The sequence below is a fragment of the Alteromonas salexigens genome (genome assembly GCF_025628895.1).
In the GTDB taxonomy this organism is placed as follows: Bacteria; Pseudomonadota; Gammaproteobacteria; order Enterobacterales; family Alteromonadaceae; genus Alteromonas; species Alteromonas salexigens.
The window spans coordinates 51,952-74,779 of the sequence record NZ_JAOTJC010000012.1; the positions used below are offsets into that span (position 1 = coordinate 51,952).

A 22,828-nucleotide genomic window follows, 5' to 3' on the forward strand; every position below is an offset into this window, starting at 1 on the left:
TCACAGTGACCCGTTCAGGGGTTTGACCACTGAACAATTAACCATGGACCACCCAAGAGGTGGTGTAGATAAGGAAATACACCATGATACGCCCTGCGTTTTCTGTTGCCGTTCTGGCAACGCTGCTCGCCCCCACTGCTGTTGCTACCCAGAATGAAGTATCTGCTGGCTTTACTGACCTCAGGGATGCCGACGATCATTTTCTGGGTATTGGTTATACCCGGTATCTGAGTGCGATAAACAACCGCGAAGGTGTGCACCTGATTAACCCTTATTTACAACGTATATCCAGTGTACGGGTAAATTACTTTGCGCTGGATGACATTGATTACACCCAGGCCGGCGGCACCTGGTATGTGAACAACGACTGGATGCTCAGCGCTGATATCAGTTACCTGGATACCGACAACCGGCTTCATGACGAGGATGATAAAGTTGCCGACCTCAAAGCCGGCTTCAACCTTAATCGTCATGTTCAGGTAGGAACCGGGCTGCGATATCACCGTGCCCGGGATACGTATTATACCGGGGGCGAACGGGGACCTCAGACCCCTTTTAATTTTGACGATTTTGCGGCGGTAACCACAGAGAAATGGTCACCGAGCGCCTTTGCCCGCTATACCATGATACACAACGGCACTGGGTGGGACTTTTCAGGGCAGGTGATGTTTGACGACATCGACACGCTTGAAGCATCGGGGCGTTATTTCTTTTCACCGGGCCTGAGTGCGGCCATCAATTATACTTTTCGGGACCCATCTTCGGAACTTGAACAGTACGGCTACGAAAACCAACAGGTTGTCGGCGCGGAAGTCGATTACTGGGTAAACCCCAACTGGTCGGTACGTGCTGGCTTTGATGTGGGCGTGCAGGGCAATAGCGGACTGGACTCATTGACCTTGCTGTCTACCTATCGCTTTTAGGCCCACCGCTACACACAGTGTTGCACACTACCCGTCCCGGTGTTACGTCCGGGACGGGGGAGTCTCCCTCCCGGCAGCTATCCATTCATTGCCAGTTACCGGTGGTCCCGATCCATCACGATTTTTTCGTCCTTGGTGAGCATTCACTTATGCACAACCCACCTTGCTACGGTATTTTTTAAATTTAATTTTGCGGACCTTCGCAGAATATCCCTATTTTCTGTCAGTGAATCAGCCACTTCGAAATTTAACTGTATATAAACACAGTGCAAAGCCAGTGCCCACGCGGGTTTGCGCCCTGATTTTTGCTTGACAGTGGGGATCATTGGTACCTAAACTGTCATCCAGTGGGTAAAAGTGGCAAATTGTGGATCGAGTTATCAACGTTTTGCAGATCAGTGCTCAAAAAACAAGAAAATCAAAAACAAATAAAAAAAGGCTAGGGGAATGTTCCGCGGCGCTAATGCAATCAATCTTGACACCAAGGGAAGGTTGGCCATACCTACAAAGTATCGCCAGTCCCTTCAGGATGATTGTAACGGACAACTGGTCTGCACGGTCGATACACAACAAAGTTGCTTGCTGCTTTACCCACTTCCCGAATGGGAAGAGATAGAACTCAAGCTCAGTAAGTTTTCCAGTATGGTGCCTGCTGAGCGCCGCATGCAACGTCTGTTGCTGGGGTATGCTACTGAAGGTGAAATGGACAAAAGCGGTCGGATCCTTATCCCTACGCCGTTGCGTCAACACGCCAAACTCTCTAAAGAAGTCATGTTAGTCGGCCAGTTAAATAAGTTCGAAATTTGGGATGCTGAAGTATGGGCAGCGCAAATTGAGGCAGATATGGAAACCGAACGAGACGGAGACTTTGAATTAACTGAACGCCTGCAGGACTTCTCATTATGACATCGACCGCCAATCAGCACGTCTCAGTGTTACTCGAGGAAAGTGTCAATGGTCTTGCTATCAAACCCGATGGCATCTATGTGGATGCCACCTTCGGACGTGGCGGCCATTCTGCAGCCATTCTAGAACAGCTTGGGCCACAGGGTCGGCTGATAGCCTTCGACCGGGATCCTCAGGCTATTCAATCAGCCCAGCGTTTTGCCGACGACTCACGCTTTGAAATTATCCACCGTCCGTTTGGCGAGATGGCCGAGGCACTGGCAGACATGGCACTGACCGGTCAAGTAGATGGCGTGCTTATGGACTTAGGCGTGTCCTCCCCCCAACTGGATGATGCTGAGCGTGGCTTCAGCTTCATGAAAGACGGACCCCTGGACATGCGCATGGATACCACCCGTGGAATGAGCGCGGCGGATTGGCTGGCCACCGCTGACGAGCAAGATATTACGCAAGTCATTAAAGAATTTGGTGAAGAGAAGTTCGGTAAACGTATCGCTCATGCCATTGTACAGCAGCGCCAGCAAAAGCCATTAACACGAACCCGCGAGCTGGCTGAACTCATCGATCAGGCGGTGCCGGTAAAAGATAAATACAAGCACCCGGCAACCCGTGCATTTCAGGGCATCCGTATTTACATTAATGCCGAACTGGAGCAGTTACGGGTAGGGCTGAAAGCAGCGGTAGATGTACTTGCTCAGGACGGGCGTCTGGCGGTAATTTCGTTTCACTCGCTGGAAGACCGCTTAGTCAAACGCTTTATGAAAGACCAAAGTCGTGGCAAAAAAGTCCCCCATAACCTGCCCATTACCCAGGCTGAGATTGATGCCGATAAGGTACTGAGAACGTTAGGTAAAGCCATTAAGCCGTCAGGGGAGGAAATATCGCAGAACGTGCGTGCGCGCAGTTCCGTGTTAAGGGTGGCCGAAAAGCTATGACAGTTCAGCGCCAGCCCAAGTCAGGCACCAACTTTAATCTACTGCTCATTCTGGTCTCAGATTTGACCCGCAATAAAATGCGGGTTTTGTTGTATTTGATGGTCATGGTTAGTGCGATGGCTGTGATCCTGAGCACCCATCACAATCGGCAGCAGGTGATTGCGCTGGAAGACCTGATGGAAGAGAAAGATCAGCTGGATGTGGAGTGGCGCAACCTGGTGTTAGAGCAACGTGCGCTGACGGAGCACAACCGCATTGAAGCGCTGGTGGAAAAACAACTGAATATGCAACGCCCAACCGCGGAGCAGGAAGTGGTGGTGAAGTTAAAATGAGCACCACTACCGCAAACCGAAACAAAGCGCGGCGTGGCGCCAAGCAAAATGTAACGCCCAGTCTGGTGCACTGGCGTTTTGTCGTGGTGTTGTTCGTGGTGATTCTGGTTTTTGTGGTTCTGGCTGCGCGTGCTGCATATATCCAGGTTATCGAGCCGGATGCGCTGATTGAACAGGGTGACAGCCGTACTTTGCGAACGCGCAACATGCCGGCCTACCGCGGACTTATTACTGACCGGCATGGTGCGGAACTGGCTGTGAGTGTACCGGTACGGGCGATCTACGCCGATCCCAAGGTTATTCATGACCGGGACGGTTTCGCGCAAACCCGGCGCTGGCGCGCGCTGGCCGACGTACTCGGTCAGGATGTAGATGAATTACGGGAACGGGTGAGTAATCCCAAACGCCGCTTTGTATACCTGCAACGACAGGTGTCACCAGCGATGGCGGAGTATGTAGACAAGCTGGATATACCGGGCATTTACCTGCGCCGTGAAAGCCGCCGTTATTATCCTACCGGCGAAGTTGCGGCTCAGATTATCGGCATCACCGATGTGGACGATAACGGTATCGATGGCCTCGAGCGGTTATATAACGACTGGCTTACCGGCACGCCGGGGTCGCGCAAAATCCGTCGCGATGCTAAAGGGCGGCAGGTAGAAATTCTGGAAACCCAGTCAGGTGAAGCGGCAGGCAACCTGCAACTCACCATCGATCAACGCATTCAGGCACTGGCTTACCGCGAAATCAAAGAAGCCATGCTCTATTACCAGGCCAGCTCCGCTTCTGCGATTGTGCTGGACGTGCACTCTGGCGAAGTGCTGGCCATGGTCAACGCGCCCTCGTTTAATCCTAATGACCGCAGTGATGTATCGGCGCACCGTATGCGCAACCGGGTTATCACCGATTCTTTTGAGCCCGGCTCGGCACTGAAACCTCTGGCAGTACTCACCGCGCTGGAGTTTGGCAATGTCTCAGTGGGCGATACGGTAGACACCCATCCGGGCTGGATGCGGTTAGGCGGTAGTCTGGTGAAAGATGTGCGCAATTACGGCGAGTTGTCGCTGGAAGAAATTATTCAGCACTCCAGTAATATGGGCACGTCCAGACTTGCCCTGTCGGTGCCCAAGCAGTTTCTGCTTGATACTTATTATAATGTGGGCCTGATGTCTGATACCGGCTCTAACATGCCGGGAGAAAGCAGCGGCATTTTCCACGAACGTAGCCGGTGGTCAGATTTCGAATTGGCAACATTGTCGTTTGGCTACGGTATCTCAGTGACCACGGCGCAGCTGGCCCGTATGTATGCCACATTAGCTAACGGCGGGATTAAACGCCCACTGACCATCATTAAAAATCCCCAGACTGAAGGCTGGCAGCCTACCGAAGAACGGGTGATCAGCGAAAAGAATGCTGCGGCGGTGTTGGCCATGATGGAAAGCGTAACGCAGAAAGGCGGTACCGCCACCAAAGCTGCCGTCCCCGGCTATCGGGTGGCCGGTAAAACCGGTACCAGCCGTAAAGCGGTCGCCGGTGGCTATGGGGAAGAGTATGTCAATATCTTTGCCGGCGTGGCGCCAGTCTCCGATCCGCAACTGGTCACCGTGGTACTGATTAATGAACCCGGTGGCGACTTGTATCACGCCGGTGATACCGCCGCACCGGTATTTTCCGCCATAATGCAGGGGGCATTGCAAATGCTGAATATTGCCCCGGACGACAAGCAGGTTACGTCGACTCTGTGGATGAAAGGAGCAGCAAGTGGTAGTTAATGCATTTATTCAGAGTATGCGTGCGTTGATGGCCAAGTTTGGTATCGATGCGCCGGATATACGTGTGCAGGGGCTGACGCTGGATAGTCGTGAGGTAAACACCAAGCTGGCGTTCGTTGCGGTAAAAGGCCACGAACGGGACGGTCGTGACTTTATTCCCCAGGCCATTAGTCTCGGTGCCCGGATCATACTGGCGCAAACTGACGACACTAAAGCCCATGGCGCGCTGGAAATGCGGGGAAATTCGGTCATTATTTCGCTCTATGACTTGCCGAATATGCTGTCAAAAATTGCTGCCGCTTTCTACGACTACCCGGCCCAGAAAATGACTACAGTTGCGGTAACCGGCACCAACGGTAAAACGTCGGTGGTGCAGTTAATATCGCAATTAAAGGATGCCCTTGGTACCCGGGCAGCGGCGGTTGGCACCCTGGGGAGTGGCGTCTACGACGGTGAAGACACCGCCTGGGACCAGACGCCAGCAGCCAATACCACGCCGGATGCCATTCATATGCAGTATGTGATGGCCGAATTCGTGCAGCAGGAAGTGCGTCACCTGGCGTTCGAAGCCAGCTCGCACGCGCTGGTGCAGGGTCGGTTGCAGCAAGTGAAAACAGACGTGGCAGTATTTACCAATCTTACCCGTGACCACCTCGATTATCATGGCACCATGGGCGCGTATGCGAAAGCCAAACGGGAACTGCTGAATCAGCCTGGTTTATATGCAGTCGTTCTGAACGCTGAGGACAATGAAAGTCAGAACTGGGCGAATGCCGCGCCCGAAACGGCCACTCTGGTATGGACCGGCATTGATATTGCTGTCCCCACTGCGACCCAGGATCGCCATTGTTTAGCCACAAACCTTAACTACCATACAGCAGGGTGTGACTTTGAACTGCAAACCTCATGGGGAAGCCAGCAGGTGAGTATTCCGCTGCTGGGCAGATTCAATGTGAGTAACGTGCTCAGTGCAGTGGCTACCTTGCTGGCGGAAGGCGAGCGGTTTGAGGATGTGATGAAGGTGGTCACCCGACTGCATCCGGTGAAAGGGCGTATGGAAGTGTTTCCGTTTACCGCCCATGCCAACGTGGTAGTGGACTATGCGCATACCCCCGACGCGCTTGAAAAAGTACTGCAAAGTGCCAGGGCTCATACCGATGGCGACGTGTGGTGCGTGTTTGGCTGCGGCGGCGATCGCGATGCCGGTAAACGCCCGCTTATGGGGAAGGCCGCGGAGGCCGGCGCGGATCATCTGGTGATCACCACCGACAACTGTCGTACCGAAGCGCCAGAAGCGATAGCCCGCGATATCCTTCGGGGGCTGGCCGACAGTGCCAACGCAGTGGCAGAGCCCGACCGTGAACAGGCAGTGCGGTATTGCCTGGAGCACGCCAATCAGAATGACCTGATTGTGGTCGCGGGCAAGGGGCACGAAGACTACCAGATAATAGGTACCACTAAGACAGATTATAACGAACGCGCAGTGATAGCGCGTTTGCAACAGGAGTACAGCAAATGATTACCACAACGCTGTCGTGGATCGCCGAGAAAATTGGCGGAAAACTGGAGGGTGAAGACCTCACCGTCGCGGATGTCAGCACAGACACCCGTGCTATGACGGAAGGCGCAGTTTACCTGGCGCTGAATGGGGCTAACTTCAACGGCCATAAGTTTGTGGCACAGGCTGTGGCAGCGGGGGCGGCGGCGATTATTGCCAGTGAGCCGGTTAGCACCAACGTGCCTGTGATATACGTGAACGACACCAAAGAAGCCCTGGGACAGCTAGGGGCTGCGGTAAAAGCCGAAGTGGCACCGAAAACCGTCGCGATCACCGGCAGCAGCGGTAAAACAACCGTAAAAGAAATGAGTGCGGCAATTCTTGAGCGCCGTGGGTCGGTATTGGCTACCGCGGGCAATTTTAACAATGAGATTGGCGTACCGCTGACCCTGTTAAGGTTACAGCCAGAGCACGAATTTGCGGTCATTGAACTGGGTGCTAATCACTTAGGCGAAATTGCCTACACCACCAGTTTAGTTAAGCCTGATGTGGCGACAATCGTGAACGCGGCGGCGTCACACCTGGAAGGCTTTGGCAGTCTGCTGGGTGTAGCCCGGGCGAAAAGTGAAATATTCAAAGGCCTCGCCGAACAAGGCGTGGCCATTGTCAATGAAGACAGTCAGTTCGCTGAATTCTGGAAGGGCAAGCTGAAACACCGTGAGGTCCTCACCTTTGCCCCCGATCAGACCCATACTGCTGACTTCACTGCAGAAGATATCATTGTGGGGCTGGACGGGTGTGCCGCGTTTCAGATGGCCACCCCGCAGGGGGAAGTGGCTATTCAGCTGACTATCCCCGGCTTGCACAATGTGGGTAATGCCCTGGTTGCAGCCGCACTGTGTATGCAGGTAGGTGCCACACTGGAGGATATCCGTGACGGACTGGCTGGTATGCAACAGGTGAGCGGACGACTGAATGTTAAAATGCTCACCAGCCAGATTCGCTTATTAGACGACACTTATAACGCCAACGTGGCCTCCGTTAACGCGGCAATTGATACACTGGCGACGTTTTCCGGACTGAGAGTCATGGTACTGGGCGATATGGCCGAGCTGGGCGAAAAGGCCCGCTACTATCATGAAAAGGTGGGCGACTATGCCCAGCAACAGGGTATCCATTATCTGTTTACAGTGGGCGTTCTCAGTCAGTCTGCGAGCAGTGTGTTTGGCAACAATGGTCAGCATTTCTCAGACATCGAAGCCTTAATGGCGGAGATGGAAAACCGGCTACTGCATGAACAGCGGGATATCTCCATTCTGGTTAAAGGCTCGCGCAGTTCCAGGATGGAGCGGGTAGTGGCCGCCATTGAGGCGTCTCCGCTGGGAAAGCTTGAGCGCCGTCGGGAGCGAATTGCATGTTAATATGGCTGGCTGACTGGTTAACGCAGTTTGATGCGGGATTTAATGTCTTCTCGTATCTGACCATGCGCGCCATCCTGAGTACCCTGACGGCGTTACTGATCGCTATTCTGATTGGTCCGAAAATGATCCGCTGGCTACAGCAGATGCAGATTGGCCAGACCGTGCGCGATGACGGGCCGCAATCCCATCTGTCAAAAGCCGGCACCCCCACAATGGGCGGTTTGTTAATTCTGGCGGCCATCGTGACCAGCGTTTTGCTATGGGCCGACCTGAGTAATCGCTACGTGTGGGTGACCCTCAGTATCGTAGTGGGTTACGGCATTATTGGTTTCGTCGACGACTACCGTAAGGTGATCCGCAAAGATTCAAAAGGCCTGATTGCGCGCTGGAAATATTTTTGGCAATCGGTCATCGCGCTGGTGGTGGCCTTTTATCTCTACAGTTCATCCACCAGTGCGGTGGAAACGTCACTGTTGGTCCCGTTTTTTAAAGAGGTTTTCCCGCAACTTGGGATCTTCTTCATCGCCATTACCTATTTCGCGCTGGTGGGCACCAGTAACGCCGTTAATCTCACCGATGGCCTCGATGGGTTAGCCATTGTGCCGACCATTTTAGTCGCCGGTGCATTTGCTGTGTTTGCTTATGTCACCGGGAATGCAAACTTTGCCGAATACCTGAACATTCCTCATATACCGCTTACCAGCGAACTGGTGATTGTGTGTACTGCCATGGTGGGCGCCGGACTGGGCTTCCTGTGGTTTAACACTTACCCGGCGCAGGTGTTTATGGGCGATGTAGGTTCGCTGGCACTGGGCGGAACGCTGGGTATCCTGGCGGTACTGGTCCGTCAGGAAATTGTGCTTATCATTATGGGCGGCGTGTTCGTGATGGAAACGGTGTCGGTTATCTTGCAGGTGGGTTCCTACAAGTTGCGCGGGGAACGTATTTTTCGCATGGCGCCCATTCATCATCATTACGAACTGAAAGGCTGGCCTGAGCCCCGGGTTATTGTCCGGTTCTGGATTATCTCCATCATTCTGGTGCTGGTGGGGCTGGCAACGTTGAAATTACGCTAATGAATATACTGGAAAACGCACAACATGTGGTGGTGGCGGGTCTGGGAATGACCGGCCAGGCCTGTGTGCGTTTTTTGACAGGACAGCCTGTGACGGTAACGGCGTGGGATACCCGTTCCCACCTCAACGTGCCTGACACCATCACAGTACCCGTGATTCTTGGCGAGCCGGCTGAAGACTTCTGGCAAAACGTTGACTGCCTTATCCTCAGCCCGGGAATCAATCCACAGCTGCCGGCTGTAGAGGCCGCACAGGCGCATGGTGTGGAGGTCATGGGCGACGTTGAACTGTTCGCCCGGCTAAACACAGTGCCAGCGTTCGGCATCACCGGTTCGAACGGCAAAACAACCGTGACACTATTACTTACCCATATTCTGCAAGCTGCGGGGAAACGGGCAATTGCCGCGGGGAATGTGGGCACTCCGGTACTGGATACTCTTGATCAGTCACTGGACGCGGTGGTGCTTGAGCTGTCCAGCTTTCAGCTGGAAACCACCTCATCGCTGACGCTGCAGGCGGCGACTATCCTGAATATATCGGATGATCACCTGGACCGCCATGGCACCCTGCAGCGTTATCTGGACGCCAAACAACGAATTTTTGCCCATTGCGACACCGCCGTAGTCTGGCGGGGGCAAGCGGAAACCCGGCCTACTACAGCGGTAAATAATATGCTGTTGTACGGTCTGGATGACGTAGCCAGCGGGTTGGGTTACCGTCAGGGATGGATCACACTGGACAATGAACCTGTGGTAGATATGCAGCAGGTTGCCCTGGTAGGGCGCCATAATGTACTGAATATTCAGGCCGCCCTGGCCATGGCGATGACAGCCGGCGTGCCACCGCACGTTGCGGCAGAGGCCGTGTATGAGTTCTCCTCCGCGCCGCACCGCTGCGTGGAAATCGCCTCTCATAACGATGTACGCTGGATAGACGACTCTAAAGCCACTAACGTAGGTGCGACACTGGCTGCTATTGAGGGGATTGGACCGGGCTGTTCCGGTAACCTTATTCTGATTGCGGGAGGCGATGCCAAAGGCGCTGACCTCTCGGCACTGGCAGCAGTCATCAGTGAAAACGTTCACTTTGTGATTGCTCTTGGCCGCGATGGTGAACGAATTGCCGCGCTGTCTCCCTGTTCAGCCTATGTACAATCGTTGCAGGAAGCGGTGGCGCTGGCCTATGAAAAAGCCACACCCGGTGACGTGGTATTGCTGTCACCAGCCTGCGCCAGTTTAGACATGTTTGATAATTATATTCACCGCGCCAGCGTATTTGCAGACGCCGTGAAGGGGGTGACAGCCGATGCTTAATGCTGCCACCCGCCTGACTGACTTATTTGCCGCTCGCCATGGCGCCGTGGAAGACCGTCGATCCTACGACAGCGGTCTTATCATGGTCTCCATCGCCTTAATGTCCATTGGCTTGATTATTGTCACCTCGGCGTCTATGCCGGTGGCGGATCGCCTGTTCGACAACCCGTTTCATTTTGCCATCCGGCATATGATTTATCTGGTTATAGCCATCATTGCCGCCATGCTGGTGTTGCAGTTACCGTTAAACTTTTGGCGCGTGAGCAACCCCTATCTGCTGTTAGTTGCGCTGGCACTGTTGGTGGCGGTGCTCTTTATCGGCCGAAATGTGAACGGCAGTACCCGCTGGCTGGCGATAGGGCCGATTACGATTCAGGCCGCTGAGCCGGCAAAATTATTTTTCTTTGCTTACCTGGCGGGCTATCTGGTGCGCCGGTATGAAGAGGTGACAGAAAACCTCAAAGGCTTCATTAAACCGCTGGTGGTGTTCTTTATTCTGGCCATGTTGCTGTTGCTACAGCCGGATTTAGGTACGGTGGTGGTGATGTTTGCCACCACTATTGGCTTATTGTTCCTGGCCGGCGCAAAACTCTGGCAGTTCTTCGCGCTGGCTTTTGCGGGATTGCTGGCGGTGGTAGCGCTGATCGTCTTTGAGGAATACCGAATGAAGCGGGTGACCTCGTTTCTGGACCCCTGGGCTGATCCCTTCGGCGCCGGCTACCAGCTCACCCAGTCACTGATGGCATACGGGCGTGGCAACTGGTTTGGTCAGGGGCTGGGCAACAGTCTGCAAAAGCTCGAGTTCTTGCCTGAAGCGCATACTGACTTCGTGATGGCCATCCTTGCTGAGGAACTCGGCTTCGTGGGTGTGGTGGCGGTATTGGCGCTGATTCTGTACATGGTGGTGCGGGCACTGCAAATCGGTAATGCTGCACTGCTGAAAGAGCGGCCGTTTGAAGGCTACTTGGCGTACAGCATTGGGATCTGGTTCAGCTTCCAGACCGCCGTGAATATTGGTGCCAGCGCCGGCATCCTGCCCACCAAAGGGCTTACCCTCCCACTGGTTAGTTACGGTGGCTCCAGTCTCATTATTATGGCAATAGCGGTGGCGCTGTTGCTGCGGATAGACTTTGAATTGCGGGTTGACGGGGTGCAGGCACTGGGCCGTGGTGATCGGGCACGCCTGCCGAAAAAAGTGTCCCGGACCGAAGGTAAGCAACGGGCCAAGGCCATGCTTGATGATGTTGCTGAGGAGGCCGGCGATGACTAAACGTTGTCTGATCATGGCCGGCGGGACCGGCGGCCATGTGTTCCCCGGACTGGCAGTGGCTGATGCGTTATACGATAAAGGCTGGGACGTACACTGGTTAGGTACTGCTGAGCGAATGGAAGCGGACGTGGTGCCTAAACACGGCTATCCGATTTCTTTCGTACCGGTAAAAGGGATGCGCGGGAAAGGCATATTGGCGAAAGTCTCTGGTGCCCTGACGCTGCTAAAAGGCTTATGGCATGCCCGCAAACTTTTACAGTCGATAAAGCCGGATGTGGTTATCGGGTTTGGCGGTTATGCCAGCGGGCCCGGGGGCATTGCTGCCTGGTCACTGGGAATACCGCTACTGGTACACGAGCAGAATGCCGCGGCCGGATTAACCAACCGCTTGCTAAGCCGTTTCGCCAACCGGGTTCTGTTAGCCTTTGACGATGCGCGGCCGCAATTTACCTCAGCTAAAGATATCCAGGCGGTGGGTAACCCCGTGCGCAATCCTATTCTGACTACTCCGCAAAAAGACAGTATGGAAACTCCGCTTAACATGCTGGTAGTGGGAGGAAGCTTGGGTGCCCGACCATTGAATGATACGGTGCCGGCAATGACTGCTGAATTTGAAAGCTTGTCCATTTGGCATCAGTGTGGCAAGGGCAACGAAGAACAGGTGAAAGCCGCCTACCAGTCCGCACGCAGTCAGGTCAGAGTGACCGAGTTTATTGATGATATGGCCGCGGCTTATGCATGGGCTGACTTTATCGTCTGCCGGGCCGGCGCGTTGACAGTGTCAGAAGTTGCGGTGGCAGGGCGCGCGGCTATTTTTGTGCCGCTTCCACATGCGGTGGATGATCATCAAACCAAAAACGCGCAGTCGTTAGTAAACGCTAAAGCTGCAGTGATGATCCCGCAGTCGCTGCTGAAGGAAAACCTCGGCCCCGCTGTACGCCAATGGATTGCAGACCCACAAGCCTGTCTGAAGATGGGGCATATGGCCAGCAAGCAGGCCCGCCGAAATGCCACCCAAGATGTAGTAACCCAGTGCGAAGCACTGATGGGAGGATCCAGATAATGGTGTTGAAAGCTCCATTCCAAAGCCCGCAAATGCGCAAAGTCCGCCGAATTTTCTTCATTGGTATCGGCGGTGCAGGCATGGGCGGCATTGCAGAAGTATTATTAAACGAAGGCTACACCGTGGTGGGATCCGATATTCAGGCAGGTGCGATGACGCGCCGGCTGGCGGATTTAGGGGCTGAGATCCAAATCGGCCATGCCGCCCAGAACGTCCATGGTGCTGACGTGGTTGTGGTATCCAGTGCCATTGACGAAACAAACCCCGAAATACAGTTTGCCCGGGAGCAACGTATTCCTATTATTCGCAGGGCTGAGATGCTGGCAGAGCTGATGCGCTTCCGGCACGGTATCGCCGTGGCCGGCACCCACGGTAAAACCACCACCACCAGCCTGATTGCCACAATATTCGCCGAGGCCGACTACGATCCCACCTTTGTTATTGGCGGCCTGCTTAATAGCGCGGGCACCAATGCCCGGTTAGGCAAAAGTCGTTATCTGATTGCCGAAGCGGACGAAAGCGACGCATCATTTTTGCATTTGCAGCCCATGGTGTCGGTAGTGACCAATATTGAAGCGGATCACATGGCCACCTACGATGGCGACTTCGAACGAGTCAAAGATACCTTTGTCGACTTTTTGCGTAATCTGCCTTTCTATGGCCAGGCTATTGTCTGGGGGGATGATGAAAATATTCAGGAAATTCGCCCCCGCATCGGCCGCAATATTCTGACCTATGGTTTCGGTGAGCAAAATGATTTCCGGGCTACCGAGGTCACGCTGTCGTTCGGAAAAGCGCAGTTCACGGTATTGCGTCCGGATCACGACCCGTTAACGGTGACGCTCAACCAGACCGGTATGCATAATGTGCTCAATGCACTGGCCGCGATTGCAGTGGCTACCGACGAAGGCGTGAGCGATGAGGCCATTATTAAGGCTTTAGCAGGTTTCGGTGGGATAGGACGGCGGTTTGAGTTACTGGGTGATTTTACAACCAGTAAAGGGCAGGTGACCCTGGTGGACGACTACGGTCATCATCCTACGGAAGTCAAAGCCACCGTTGAAGCGGCTCGGGCAAACTGGCCCGATAACAGGTTAGTAATGGTTTACCAACCTCACAGGTACAGCCGTACCCGGGATCTCTATGAAGATTTTGTAGAGGTGTTGTCGCAGGTAGATGTATTGTTGCTGCTGGATATTTACCCTGCCAGTGAAGCCCCAATCAAAGGTGTGGACAGCAAATCCTTATGTTGGTCCATTCGTCAGCGCGGCCAGATTGAGCCCATTTACGTGGGAGATAAAAATGCGCTGGGACCAATTTTAGCGGGCATTCTGACGGATAACGACATTGTCATGACGCAGGGCGCTGGCAATATCGGCCAGATAGCCAGGCAGTTGCAGCAAGCAGGTCTGGAGCCTGAACAGTTGCAGGCACTGGGGGCCACGTCATGAAATTGTACAGCCCGAGAGAATTTGGCCGGGTAGCTGTGATGCTCGGCGGTGATTCTGCTGAACGCGCGGTATCGCTCAATTCAGGACAAGCAGTTTTGGCCGCCCTCCATCGTCAGGGCGTGGATGCGTTTGCTTTTGACCCGGCAGCGCGACCACTGACCGATTTATCACACGAAACAGTCGACCGGGTGCTGATTATGCTGCATGGTCGCGGTGGCGAGGATGGCTCAATGCAGGGCGCCTTACAGCAGCTAAAAATACCCTATACCGGAAGTGGCGTATTGGGGTCTGCGCTGGCAATGGATAAAATCCACAGCAAGCAAATTTGGCAGTGTCTTAATTTACCGACGGCTAAATACCAAATTGCTGATAAAAGTGACTTTGAAGCTGGATCATGCGGCGCTATAATGCATGAATTGGGGAATGAGGTCATGGTAAAACCGTCTCGGGAAGGCTCGAGTATCGGCATGGCCAGAGTGACGAGCGCTAAACAACTTCTTACTGCCATTCAGGACGCTTTTAAATACGATAATCAAGTCCTGCTGGAGCAGTATATTGACGGGCCCGAATACACTGTATCGGTGGTTCAGGGTGAGGCTTTACCGTCGATCCGCATGTCTACCCCCCATACGTTTTATGATTACGCTGCCAAGTACCAGGATGATACTACTGAGTATTTTTGTCCCAGCGGACTAAGCGATGACGACGAGCAAAGGCTGGCAGCGTTAGCGACCCGGGCCTTTCATGCGCTCTCCGGTTCTGGCTGGGGACGTGTGGATGTGATGCGGGACGCCAGCGGGAATTTTTTCCTGCTGGAGTCGAATACCGTACCGGGCATGACAGAAAAAAGTCTGGTGCCAAAGGCGGCCAGTGCGGCAGGCATGAGCTTTGATGATTTAGTGCTGGCCATATTAGCGACCAGCATGCCCGCAGAGATAGGGCGGGCAGCGGAATAATGACTGACCAGGCGCGCAATTCCTATGAGCTGTGGGGCGGTGTTATCTTCCTGCTGCTGATAGTCTGCGGGTTGATATTCGGCGGGGTTAAAACCTACGGCTGGATGCAGGATGAGCAACAGATGCCGGTACAGGTAATCGACTTTTCCGGCGATTACCGCTACGTCAATATTGCGCGGCTGGAGCGCCTGATTCGCCAGTCGCAGCCAGGCAGCTTTTTTGCGCTGGATGTAAATGACGTGTATCGGCTAGTAGAAGCGCAGCCGTGGATTTACCGGGCTTCGGTACGTAAACAGTGGCCCAATACGTTAAAAATTTATCTGGTTGAGCAGACCCCGGTGGCGCACTGGAATGATGATTTACTGCTTAACCCTTATGGCGATACCTTCAATGCCAGTGGCGAAGGACTGACGCTGCCGCGGTTATACGGACCGGGAGGCAGCGAGAAAACCGCACTGGAAGGCTATCATGCGATGCAGTCGCTGCTCGCGACGGCCGCCATGGGTATCAACGAACTCTCGCTGAGCGAGCGGTTCGCGTGGCAACTGGAGTTACAAAACGGCGTTGAACTGAATCTTGGCAGACAAGAGTTCATCGACCGGCTGCAACGGTTTATCGATATTTATCCGTTGTTGGCCACACAACCGAAGGGCGTGAAATACGTTGACCTTCGATACGACACAGGATTGGCTGTAGGCTGGAAGTCGGCAAACGGCGAACAAAGCGAAGAAGAGAGTTAAGGAAACCATGTCAAAACCTGCTGAACGCAATTTGATTGTCGGACTGGACATAGGAACCAGCCAGGTAAAAGCCGTGGTCGGCGAGCTGCTGGACGATGACCAAATCAGCATTGTTGGTGTCGGCACCCACGCAGCTAAAGGCATGGATAAGGGCGGCGTGAACGATCTGAACCTGGTGGTGAAGTCCGTTCAACGGGCGGTCAATGAAATGGAGCTGATGGCGGACTGCCGGGTCTCGTCGGTCTTCATGTCAATCAGCGGGCGTCATGTGAAATGCCAGAATGAAAACGGCATGGTGCCAATTAACAATCAGGAAGTGACGCAGGAAGACGTTGATAACGTTATCCATGCGGCACGCAGCGTGCCTATTGCTGCAGAACGACGCTTGCTGCACGTACTGCCTCAGGAATACACCATTGATGTGCAGGAGGGGATTAAAAACCCTATCGGCATGTCGGGTGTGCGGATGGAAGCGGACGCGCACATTATTACCTGCGCCGATGATATGGCGAAGAATCTGGTGAAGTGCATTGAACGTTGTGAGTTGAATGCAGACCAACTGATATTCTCTGCGCTGGCGTCCAGCTATGCCGTGCTCACCGATGATGAACGGGAACTGGGCGTCTGTGTAGTCGACATTGGCGGCGGCACCATGGATATCGTGATTTATACCGACGGTGCGATACGACACACGGCGGTGATCCCCGTAGCGGGAAATCAGATTACCAGCGATATCGCCAAGATTTTCCGCACGCCTATCAGCAATGCGGAAGAAATTAAGGTCAATTATGCCTGTGCTCTCAAAGATATGGTGAGCATGGAAGAAAGTATTGAAGTCCCGAGCGTGGGTGGAAGACCCGCTCGGGTGATGTCGCGGCACACCTTGGCAGAAGTCATTGAGCCGCGTTATCAGGAACTGTTTGAGCTGGTTTTGGATGAAATTAAAGCCAGCGGTCTGGAAGAGCAAATTGCGGCCGGGTTAGTGCTAACCGGCGGCACCGCCAAAATGGAAGGCGCCGTTGAGTTTGCTGAGGAATTGTTCCAGATGCCCGTGCGTGTGGGTAACCCCATCAATATGAAGGGGTTGTCCGAGTATGTTGACGACGCGGGGTTTGCAACCGCAGTAGGGCTTTTGCACTACGGAAAAATGCAGTCAGAGAATAATAAGTCCAGTAAGCAGAAAGCCGGGGATAATTTCTTCCACCGGGTGCAAAGCTGGTTTAAAGGTGAATTTTAATTTTTTTTGGGGGCGCTAAGGCAATGGCCATAACCATCAGCATGGATGCATCTGATTTAGAGTGTATGACCTGGCTTAGTGTTGAAGACGTACAACCGGAGAGTAAGTATGTTTGAATTAATGGATAGTCACGGCGAAGAAGCCGTAATCAAAGTCATCGGTGTCGGTGGCGGCGGTGGCAATGCAGTGGAACACATGGTTTCACAAAGCATTGAAGGCGTTGAGTTTATCGCTATCAACACTGATGCACAGGTACTGCGTAGCTCCAGTGCCAACGTCACGTTGCAAATTGGCTCCAGCGTTACTAAGGGCCTGGGTGCAGGTGCCGATCCCAACATTGGCCGGGAAGCGGCACACGAAGATCGCGAAACAATTCGTCAGGCGCTGGATGGCGCTGACATGGTATTTATTACCGCAGGAATGGGCGGCGGCACAGGTACCGGTGCGGCGCCTGAAGTCGCTAAAATTGCCCGTGAAATGGGTATTCTGACAGTCGCAGTGGTGACCAAGCCGTTCCCGTTTGAAGGGAAAAAGCGCACCACATTCGCTGAACAGGGCATCGTTGAGCTGGCGAACAATGTGGACTCATTGATCACCATCCCGAACGAGAAACTGCTCAAAGTGATGGGCCCAGGCACACCATTATTGCAAGCCTTTAGTGCAGCAAATGATGTGCTACGTGGTGCGGTACAGGGTATTGCAGAGCTGATCACCCGCCCCGGTCTGATTAACGTTGACTTTGCAGACGTTCGCACCGTGATGTCGGAAATGGGTAAAGCCATGATGGGCTCTGGTGCAGCATCTGGCGCCGATCGCGCTGAAGAAGCAGCCGAAGCCGCCATTGCCAGTCCACTACTGGAAGATATCGATCTTTCCGGTGCCCGTGGCATCCTCGTGAATATTACCGCTGGTCCGGATTTTGCAATAGATGAGTTTGAGACCGTAGGTAACGCCGTTAAAGCGTTTGCCTCTGAAAATGCGACGGTCGTCGTGGGTACAGTGATAGATATGGACATGACCGACGAGCTTCGTGTGACCGTAGTAGCCACCGGCATTGGCGCAGAGCGTAAACCAGATATTTCACTGGTGAGCTCAGAAGGCTCTCGCCTGACAGCCAGCGCCCGTGAGTATGGTTCACAGCAATCTGCGGAGCCGCGTGGGAATAGCAGTGTAGGATCTACAGACGGCAACCAGGCGTTAAAAGCTGAAGATGAAGCGCAGCCAGGTTCAGATCTGGAGTATCTGGATATCCCTGCGTTTTTGAGAAAACAAGCGGACTGATTCCCACTGGGGAATTTTTACGCAAAACCGTTGTCACAAAGTGAATGGGTGCCTGCTGCTTAGGGGCACGTATGACACTTTTTTGACATGTGAGTGACAACTCACTATAATGCGCGACCGCTTTTTATACAGGTAAAAGCAAACGAGATGATTAGACAACGTACAATCAAGCACCCGGTTCAGGAAACCGGAATAGGGCTTCACAAAGGGGAAAAGGTCACCATGACTCTCCGGCCTGCGCCTGCGAATACAGGAATTGTATTTCGGCGTATTGACCTTGAACCTCATGTGGACATCCCTGCGCGTGCGAACGCGGTGGGTAATACCATGTTGTGTACGTGTTTGAACAACGACGATGGTGTGAGTATTCACACCGTTGAACACCTGGCCTCAGCGTTAGCTGGCCTGGGTATCGACAACATTATTGTTGAGGTTGACAGCAACGAGCTGCCGATCATGGATGGTAGTGCAAGTCCGTTCGTCTTCTTGTTGCAATCCGCCGGTATTGAAGAGCTCAACGCACACAAACGGTTTATCCGTATTAAGAAGCCTGTGCGGGTAGAAGACGGTGATAAGTGGGCCGAACTGGTCCCGCACGACGGTTTCCGGGTAGATTTTAAGATTGATTTCGACCACCCGGTAATCAGTCAGACACGTCAGCACATGGTGATGGACTTTGACTCCTGTTCGTATGTGAATGAAGTCAGCCGGGCGCGCACATTCGGATTCATGAGTGACCTGGAATACATGAACGCGAATAACCTGGCGTTGGGTGGCAGTATGGAAAATGCTGTTGCGCTGGACGAGTTCCGTATTCTGAACCCGGAAGGGCTTCGCTACGATGACGAATTCCTGAAGCATAAAATTCTTGATGCTGTGGGCGACTTGTATCTGGGTGGCCACAGTATTATCGGTGAGCTACGGGCATTTAAGACCGGCCATGGTTTAAATAACAAGCTGTTGAATGCCGTGTTATCACAGCGCGAGTGCTGGGAGTTCGTGACTTACGACTCGCAGGATGACGCGCCTATCCGATACGCGCAGCCGCTACTGGCGTAATTGAATGATAAGCTTGTAATAAGAAAGCCGCTCATGTTTGAAGCGGCTTTTTTTATTGTGGCAACAAGGGATCAAAACTGTTTAGGTGGAAACTTGCAGTTTAGGGGCTTGGGTTTTCCGCCGGTATAATAAAAGTGCTGCACCGGACGCCATCAACAAACCAAATGTTGCCGGGGCATTTACTTGCGGATTAGGTGGTGGTGGCGGAAGAACTACTTGAATTTGACCGCCGTTGCTCGGCATGGTCCATTGTGTCAGGGCAATGTTTGTCGTGCCGAAAGTATGCGGACCAGGCTGTAAACCACTAACTGTTACTGTTAAGAAGTTAGGTTCAGACAAGGTGGTAAGCGTACCGCCAGCAAACATTGCATATGTGGCATTTACCAGAGCACCATCAAGATTATTAATACTAGTTAAGCTGTTAATGAACCCATCGAACGGGTATTCTACTCCATCAATAAACAAAGACCCGTCGGGGGAGGAAAGACTTCCGTGCCAGTGTTGATCGTAAAATAATACATCACCGTTATTTAAGACTCTCCAACTGAGCGACACCGTATGTGCATTAACATTGGTCGCTATACCAAAAATTGTAAAGAATAATAACGTACATCCTGTTAAGAAGCGTTTCATAATCATCTCCAATAAGGATTTTTCGTTACTTCGCCGTATAATTACAGGCACAAAAAAAGCTGCTTAAGCCGTGCCAGATCTATATCTCGTTGAAAAGATGTTTATTTATTCAAATGACTTTTTCGTTAAAGTGAAAAGTGTAAAGAAAGCTGACATTTTTCTCAGGGAGATTGAGGTTTTGTCGTTAACTTTGTAAGGTGAGCGCGAATCAATGGGTTGGAAGGATCTAACCTTGAAGCTTCCGCAAGCATTTTTTTTGCGGTTTCTATATCACCACTTTTTTCGAACCAGGTAGCGGCAGTATCGAGTGCAGGTGGATAATCAGAGTGATGCTTAACAAGTGAGTCTACATAGACACGCGCTTCACTTAATCTGTTGTTATCTGTTAAGAGAGCGGTTAAATTATTTAACGCAAAGACATTGTATTGATCGAGTAACAATACTTGTTTATAGCTTTCGATAGCTGTCTCCGGAGAGTCATTTTCAACTTTATTAGCTAATATTAATTTTGCTGTAATATTGTCAGGATGTTCCTCGGAAAATACGCGAATAGTATGAATAGCCGCTGAAAACTTCTTATTTGCTTCTAATGTTTCTCCTAACAGAAGGGTTGAATGCAGATTATTCCTGATTTCTGCTGCTCTCTGCGCGTGAGGTAAGGCCTTCGCGCTCTCCTCTTTTTGATTATAAAATGTGGCTAGTAAGTAATTGAGGTAGTAATTTGATTGTAAGGAGTCTTCGGTAACTGTAGGTTTCTGAATGAGGATCCTTCCTTCTTTACGAATATAAGTGATGTATTGAAGCTGATACGTCAAAGGCTGGGATTGAAAATGCGCCAGGTAACGTGAAAGCACATCTTCCGCTTCCAATAGCTCTCCGGACATTTCCAATACTGTTGCCAATGCAGTCACCGCAGCTTCATTATAAGGGCTTTGTTCAAGCCAAAACTTTGAAAATAATAAGGCCTCTTCAAGTTCGTTCGCACGTATTAGAGAAATCACATAAGGTAGGTAGTCTACCCCGTCAGCGATGCGGTTAGTGTAAGACGAGAAAAGTCGTAGTACATTGGTTGTTTTGTTGTGCGTGCTGAATTTTCGAACTGCAAAATTAAAAAGTTTAAGGTCTTCTGGCTGATGTTCTGCACTCTTCAGCATTAGTGAAGCCACTTCGTCAACCTCATCTGATGTCTCGGCCGCGGTGAATGCGGTTTGCCAAATCGCCGTTGAAGTCGTATGGGAGGTCATCATCGGATGAAGATGTCGCAAGGCCCTCTCTGGTTCGTTCAGCTTAATTGCTACTCTGGCCTGAAACAACCCAGCGACATCTTCGTTCAGGTAATTGGGAGGCATGTCAGTAACTAAGTCAGTGACCAGACTGAATTGGTTTTGTAAAAAAGCAGCCTGAACCTGAAGTTGGCCACTTGCTGTTTTCGCACCTAACTGTTCTAGAGAGTTTTTTAACTCCGAATGTGCCCGCTTTCCCTTTGTATTAAAGAGCCAGGCACCATAGGAGTCGAGCATGTCTATCGACCATTGCTGTTCGATGATCTTATCAGCCGTGACATCACCAACCAGAAGCAATGGCCATGGTGTATCGTCGCTCTCATCGCCAGACTTTGTCGTGAAAAGCTTTTCATAATATCCTTTTCGATAAAGTTGATAATTGGCAACGCCTTTTAATTGCTCCACAGTAGATGAATTATTATTCAAGCTTTCCAGTGTTTTCTTTGCAAGCAATGGCTTTTCAAGAGCCAGATAAGCGCCAGTCAGTATATGATAGAGAGGCTCGGAAAGAGAAGTGAGTGAACGTAACCTCTCGAGATAGACTACAGCCTCCCCATATTCTTTATTTTTAAATGATGAAGCCCCCATTATAGCTAGCAGGTGTTCATCAGCGGTTCCTTGCGACATCGCTTTTTTACCACTAGCGTATGCCTCATCAAAATTACCTATGTTAAAACTTATAATAGACTTAAGCTTTGCTAAGAAGGGGGATCTCTGCCACGATTCTTCAAATGGCGAAAAATACCGTTCCGCTTCATCAAAGCGCTCTTCATATATGAGAAGTGAAATGAGTGCTAATCTATTTTCAGAATGTTGCGGGCGGAGCTCTAATTGAGTTAATAGGGTCTCAATAACTTCGCTTGGGGAATCGTTATTTGTATAAACAAACCGCATAACGTCCATATAGTCATACAGCTGTTCCTCATTGGGGGACAGTAATTCCAGTTCTGTCAGCGCTTTGTCTGGCTCTTCTCCCGATACATATTTTACAAAGCGGCTTGTTAACTGCGTATAAAACTCGTTTTCTTCCTCCATGGACTTGTGATTCGACCAAAAATCAACCCCATCTTCATAGGTCCCTGCCATTATCAAGGCTTTGACTTTCTGAAAGATATCTCGTGGGGTACCTCCGTGAGAGGTTATAGCCACTTCGGAGGCTTCCCGAAGTTTAGAATGGGCACCCGTTTCGGAATATATCAAGTATCTACGGGATGTAATTTGATGTACCGGAGCTCCGAAATCGATCGCTCTGCTTAATTCTTTCTCTGCTGACTCATACTTACTTTGCGCAATGTATGCATCGGCCAGTGTTAATCTGAGGAGGTAATTGTTCCCTTCTTTCTGAAGAGCGGTTTTAAGAATTACTTCAGCAGTTCGATGATCCTGGCGCTCCATAGCAACTTTTGCTTCTGCCAAAGACTCATCACTTGTTTGACCACACCCAACCGTAAATAAAGCCGACAGTACGAGAAGAATAGAAAAAATTCGGTAGTTTGCATACCGATGATAAAGTGACCAATCAGGGCGATATGTTTTCACGTTGATACCTTTCGGCGTCGCTAGTCTCGTGACGACTAGGGGAATTGAGCTATTTCTAACTATATATCAGTCCACAAATATTGCTTAATTATCGTTCAGTTTATTTCGTGTTTGTTTGGCGGCAATTTAAACGTTAAACT

General features: G+C 51.8%; 19 protein-coding genes. 17 read left to right on the plus strand and 2 right to left on the minus strand.

Annotated features, from left to right (window positions below):
* The first annotated feature begins 83 nt into the window (after positions 1 to 83).
* The 17 genes from OCL06_RS13070 (at position 84) to lpxC (ending at position 19,233) form a co-directional block, all read left to right on the plus strand.
* Positions 84 to 923 (plus strand): putative porin, encoded by an 840-nt coding sequence (locus OCL06_RS13070; protein ID WP_262995265.1) that lies wholly within the window; start codon positions 84 to 86, stop codon positions 921 to 923.
* Positions 924 to 1,370: 447 nt separating this feature from the next.
* Positions 1,371 to 1,829 (plus strand): division/cell wall cluster transcriptional repressor MraZ, encoded by a 459-nt coding sequence (mraZ, locus tag OCL06_RS13075; protein WP_262995267.1) that lies wholly within the window; start codon positions 1,371 to 1,373, stop codon positions 1,827 to 1,829.
* Positions 1,826 to 2,764 carry a 16S rRNA (cytosine(1402)-N(4))-methyltransferase RsmH gene (gene rsmH / locus OCL06_RS13080; protein ID WP_262995269.1) on the plus strand — a complete coding sequence of 313 codons (939 nt, stop codon included), beginning with the start codon at positions 1,826 to 1,828 and terminating at the stop codon, positions 2,762 to 2,764. Before mraZ ends, rsmH begins: the two co-directional genes overlap by 4 nt.
* Positions 2,761 to 3,096 carry a cell division protein FtsL gene (ftsL, locus tag OCL06_RS13085; protein WP_262995270.1) on the plus strand — a complete coding sequence of 112 codons (336 nt, stop codon included), beginning with the start codon at positions 2,761 to 2,763 and terminating at the stop codon, positions 3,094 to 3,096. The genes rsmH and ftsL overlap by 4 nt, the downstream gene beginning before the upstream one ends.
* Positions 3,093 to 4,868: a peptidoglycan D,D-transpeptidase FtsI family protein gene (locus OCL06_RS13090; RefSeq protein WP_262995272.1), complete on the plus strand. Its 1,776-nt coding sequence runs from the start codon at positions 3,093 to 3,095 to the stop codon at positions 4,866 to 4,868. Before ftsL ends, OCL06_RS13090 begins: the two co-directional genes overlap by 4 nt.
* Positions 4,858 to 6,387, plus strand: coding sequence for a UDP-N-acetylmuramoyl-L-alanyl-D-glutamate--2,6-diaminopimelate ligase (locus tag OCL06_RS13095; RefSeq protein ID WP_262995273.1), 1,530 nt, complete (start codon positions 4,858 to 4,860; stop codon positions 6,385 to 6,387). The genes OCL06_RS13090 and OCL06_RS13095 overlap by 11 nt, the downstream gene beginning before the upstream one ends.
* Positions 6,384 to 7,787 carry a UDP-N-acetylmuramoyl-tripeptide--D-alanyl-D-alanine ligase gene (locus OCL06_RS13100; RefSeq protein ID WP_262995275.1) on the plus strand — a complete coding sequence of 468 codons (1,404 nt, stop codon included), beginning with the start codon at positions 6,384 to 6,386 and terminating at the stop codon, positions 7,785 to 7,787. The genes OCL06_RS13095 and OCL06_RS13100 overlap by 4 nt, the downstream gene beginning before the upstream one ends.
* Positions 7,781 to 8,863, plus strand: a complete 1,083-nt coding sequence (mraY, locus tag OCL06_RS13105) for a phospho-N-acetylmuramoyl-pentapeptide-transferase (protein ID WP_262995276.1) — start codon at positions 7,781 to 7,783, stop codon at positions 8,861 to 8,863. The genes OCL06_RS13100 and mraY overlap by 7 nt, the downstream gene beginning before the upstream one ends.
* Entirely contained in the window at positions 8,863 to 10,176 is a 1,314-nt protein-coding gene (gene murD / locus OCL06_RS13110; RefSeq protein ID WP_262995278.1) for a UDP-N-acetylmuramoyl-L-alanine--D-glutamate ligase, read from the plus strand. Before mraY ends, murD begins: the two co-directional genes overlap by 1 nt.
* A complete protein-coding gene (ftsW, locus tag OCL06_RS13115) occupies positions 10,169 to 11,446 on the plus strand; it encodes a cell division protein FtsW (protein WP_262995280.1) in 1,278 nt (425 codons plus the stop codon). Before murD ends, ftsW begins: the two co-directional genes overlap by 8 nt.
* Positions 11,439 to 12,509, plus strand: a complete 1,071-nt coding sequence (gene murG / locus OCL06_RS13120) for an undecaprenyldiphospho-muramoylpentapeptide beta-N-acetylglucosaminyltransferase (protein WP_262995282.1) — start codon at positions 11,439 to 11,441, stop codon at positions 12,507 to 12,509. The genes ftsW and murG overlap by 8 nt, the downstream gene beginning before the upstream one ends.
* Positions 12,509 to 13,960 (plus strand): UDP-N-acetylmuramate--L-alanine ligase, encoded by a 1,452-nt coding sequence (gene murC, locus OCL06_RS13125; protein ID WP_262995284.1) that lies wholly within the window; start codon positions 12,509 to 12,511, stop codon positions 13,958 to 13,960. The genes murG and murC overlap by 1 nt, the downstream gene beginning before the upstream one ends.
* The gene (locus tag OCL06_RS13130; protein WP_262995286.1) at positions 13,957 to 14,916 is read left to right on the plus strand and encodes a D-alanine--D-alanine ligase; all 960 of its coding nucleotides are present in this window, start codon (positions 13,957 to 13,959) and stop codon (positions 14,914 to 14,916) included. Before murC ends, OCL06_RS13130 begins: the two co-directional genes overlap by 4 nt.
* A complete protein-coding gene (locus tag OCL06_RS13135; protein ID WP_262995288.1) occupies positions 14,916 to 15,656 on the plus strand; it encodes a cell division protein FtsQ/DivIB in 741 nt (246 codons plus the stop codon). Before OCL06_RS13130 ends, OCL06_RS13135 begins: the two co-directional genes overlap by 1 nt.
* Before the next feature lie 7 nt (positions 15,657 to 15,663).
* On the plus strand, positions 15,664 to 16,893 hold the full coding sequence (gene ftsA / locus OCL06_RS13140) for a cell division protein FtsA (RefSeq protein ID WP_262995290.1): 1,230 nt from the start codon (positions 15,664 to 15,666) through the stop codon (positions 16,891 to 16,893).
* A gap of 108 nt (positions 16,894 to 17,001) precedes the next feature.
* Positions 17,002 to 18,174: a cell division protein FtsZ gene (gene ftsZ / locus OCL06_RS13145; RefSeq protein WP_262995292.1), complete on the plus strand. Its 1,173-nt coding sequence runs from the start codon at positions 17,002 to 17,004 to the stop codon at positions 18,172 to 18,174.
* A gap of 147 nt (positions 18,175 to 18,321) precedes the next feature.
* Entirely contained in the window at positions 18,322 to 19,233 is a 912-nt protein-coding gene (lpxC, locus tag OCL06_RS13150) for a UDP-3-O-acyl-N-acetylglucosamine deacetylase (RefSeq protein ID WP_262995294.1), read from the plus strand.
* A gap of 81 nt (positions 19,234 to 19,314) precedes the next feature.
* Here lpxC and OCL06_RS13155 read toward each other — a convergent pair whose 3' ends face one another.
* Together OCL06_RS13155 and OCL06_RS13160 are read right to left on the minus strand one after the other, a co-directional pair.
* On the minus strand, positions 19,315 to 19,866 hold the full coding sequence (locus tag OCL06_RS13155) for a hypothetical protein (protein WP_262995295.1): 552 nt from the start codon (positions 19,864 to 19,866) through the stop codon (positions 19,315 to 19,317).
* A 161-nt stretch (positions 19,867 to 20,027) separates the two neighbouring features.
* Positions 20,028 to 22,688, minus strand: coding sequence for a tetratricopeptide repeat protein (locus OCL06_RS13160; protein WP_262995297.1), 2,661 nt, complete (start codon positions 22,686 to 22,688; stop codon positions 20,028 to 20,030).
* Between the last annotated feature and the right edge of the window lie 140 nt (positions 22,689 to 22,828).